Origin of the sequence: Ruminococcus sp. 5_1_39BFAA (assembly GCF_964240875.1) — a bacterium.
Lineage (GTDB): Bacteria > Bacillota > Clostridia > Lachnospirales > Lachnospiraceae > Blautia_A.
The window spans coordinates 1-2,469 of the sequence record NZ_CAXSVO010000077.1 but is presented as its reverse complement, the minus strand read 5'-3'; the positions used below and the strand labels follow the sequence as shown (position 1 = coordinate 2,469).

At 31.0% G+C, this 2,469-nt stretch carries 1 protein-coding gene; it reads right to left on the bottom strand.

The annotated features are described in order from the left end of the window. Positions 1–1,948 (bottom strand): AAA family ATPase (locus ACESZH_RS23765; RefSeq protein WP_373219990.1); only part of this gene is annotated, 1,948 nt, incomplete at its 3' end. Between the last annotated feature and the right edge of the window lie 521 nt (positions 1,949–2,469).

Here is a 2,469-nt window from a genome sequence, read left to right as displayed (position 1 = left end):
ATTTCTCTGACTCTTTATATTTTTTTGAGTAAAATAATAATTTTGCTTTTGTGAAGTTTGATAAATAATTCCAAATTCCTATATGATGTTCTAAAATCAAATTGCTAATATAAGTTAGCTTTTGTTTATGCTTCAGTTGTTGATTGTAGTATAAATATAACGTTTCATGATCAAATTTTATATCGCCATTATCGTCCAAAGATAAGTAATGTTTTGTGAATAGAGGGCTAACTAATTCTGCATTTTCTCTCCCCCAGTATTCTTCAAGAATATTAGAAGGCGCAGTTATCCCAAACAACGAAAGAATTTGTAAAAAATCAACATATTTTTGTCCATCATCTAATTGTAATAGCCAATCTTTCCGTTTTTTAATTAAACTTTCTATTTTAGATGGCATATATTTCTGACTTGAAAACGTATTTACATTGGTCATGCCTACCGTATTTCTGTTAAGTAAAGTAGCAAAATTAATTTCTAACAGGTATTCTATAAACTGTACTATATAAAATGGATTCCCTTTTGAAATATTTGCTAGTTTCTCTAAAACCATCGAAGGAATATCTTTAATCACAGATTTTATAAATCTCTGGCAGTCTGGTTCGTCGAATGGAACTATTTCAAATGATTGAGTATGTTCTTTTAGCCAGCTTGAGCAAGAGAAAAATGACTCATTAAATACAGTAGTATCTTCCCTGCCTGCTAAGAGACACGCGCAAGGAATACCGGACATTTGGCTTATCATATTCTTTAATTCACTATAGAAGTCATCAGATGCATTATGAAGATCTTCGATTACAATCAAAAGCCTTGCAAATGGTTTTGATTTAAAATAATTAAATAAGATCTTCTGTAAGGATTCATCCGTATTTCTTATTTTTAGCTCTTTGCATAAAAGATTACGCAATGTTTGTTTATTATTTTGTTTGCATAAAATATGTAAATAAATATAGTCAGTACTATAAATCTCTTTGATTATCTCATCGATAATCCGGGTTTTGCCAATTCCCGCTTCTCCATATAAATAGTAAAAATGAGGAGACGATAGATCTAATAGTTCGTTATATATTTGTGTAATGATTCTTTTATGCTCAGCTCCTGATAATGGTGGTTGAAAATCCGGGACAACTTCCGGATTCTTAATATATAAAAGCTGCGATTGATTATTATAGGATATATTTAATCTAAAATCATTTAGCCCATCGTTATAGATTCTTTTTACCAAAAAGCGAAGACATATCCCCTGATGAGCCGGTACCAACTTTTCATTCAGTGAGTCTTCTATATTCCAATTTCTATTAGAAATCAAATTTAATTTTATATTAGTCGGCTGATTAGAGTAATTTCTTATGTCGAAATATAACTCAAAGCAATTACGACCGTCAATCCTTCCTTTTCTTATCTGATACTGTAGTTGTATAGGCGACGACTGCTGAATAAAACAGGCATTCCACTCAATACTGTATTCTGATTGATTTAAAAATTGAAGAAGAAAATACTGGTCAAAAAGCAGAAAGCAACAATTGCTTTTTTGAAATTCTGTAATTGCCGCATAAAATGCACTTGGAACGATGGTTCCATTGGTTACTAATATAAAATAATCCAGATCTATATCACTGTTTTCGATAATATTTCTTGCAAATTTATCCAGCGCAATCTTATTATGACTTGTAGATTTACATTCTATGACTACTTTGATAGTCTCTTTTCCATTTAATGCAAAATTAACTCCCAGTAATACAAATGAAACTGATGACTCAATATAAATATCAATACCATCATCTCGTGTATGAGAGGTTTTTGTTATCCGCAAACCATCTTTATAGTAAGGTTTCAGTTCTTTTGCTAATATTGAATGTATGTATTCCTCAAATTTATTTCCAAGATCGTTTCCAAGTTCCCAAAATTGGTTATTGAAATTTTCTGTAATGTATTCTATTGATGTAAGCATACGTATATTCCTCTTCTGATTTACAGATAACTGCTAATTATCTATAATTATAACAGAGATATCCAGTATTTTCCATAATAAGAAATACTGTAGTACAAAAATAAAAGTTGCGACTCTTTTCAGTATTAAACATCCAGTATAATATGAAAAGTAACCAATTGGCTAATCTCGCAATTAAAAACATCTTTTTCTATTGCAAAAGGTCGACATAATTTCCCTTATAAGTCTTCCACCTTACATTGACGTTTCATCTGAATTTTGTCATAACTGATTTCGCCACCTCGGATTCTACACATATTTGCATTCCTCTCCAAGTTTCCCCTGAAAAAGCGGAACGTAACTCTTTTCTTTAATCTGTCGGATTCCATCTTCCGGCATATAATCAACTTTCAATTCCAGAATAATACCATCTACTCCAATATCTCTTCCATGTTTTTTTATTAGCTGTTGATGCTCCTTTAAAATAGCATTTTTTAGATTTTGTTGCCTGTCGTCAGGTTGCTCTGTATACTGTCATTATC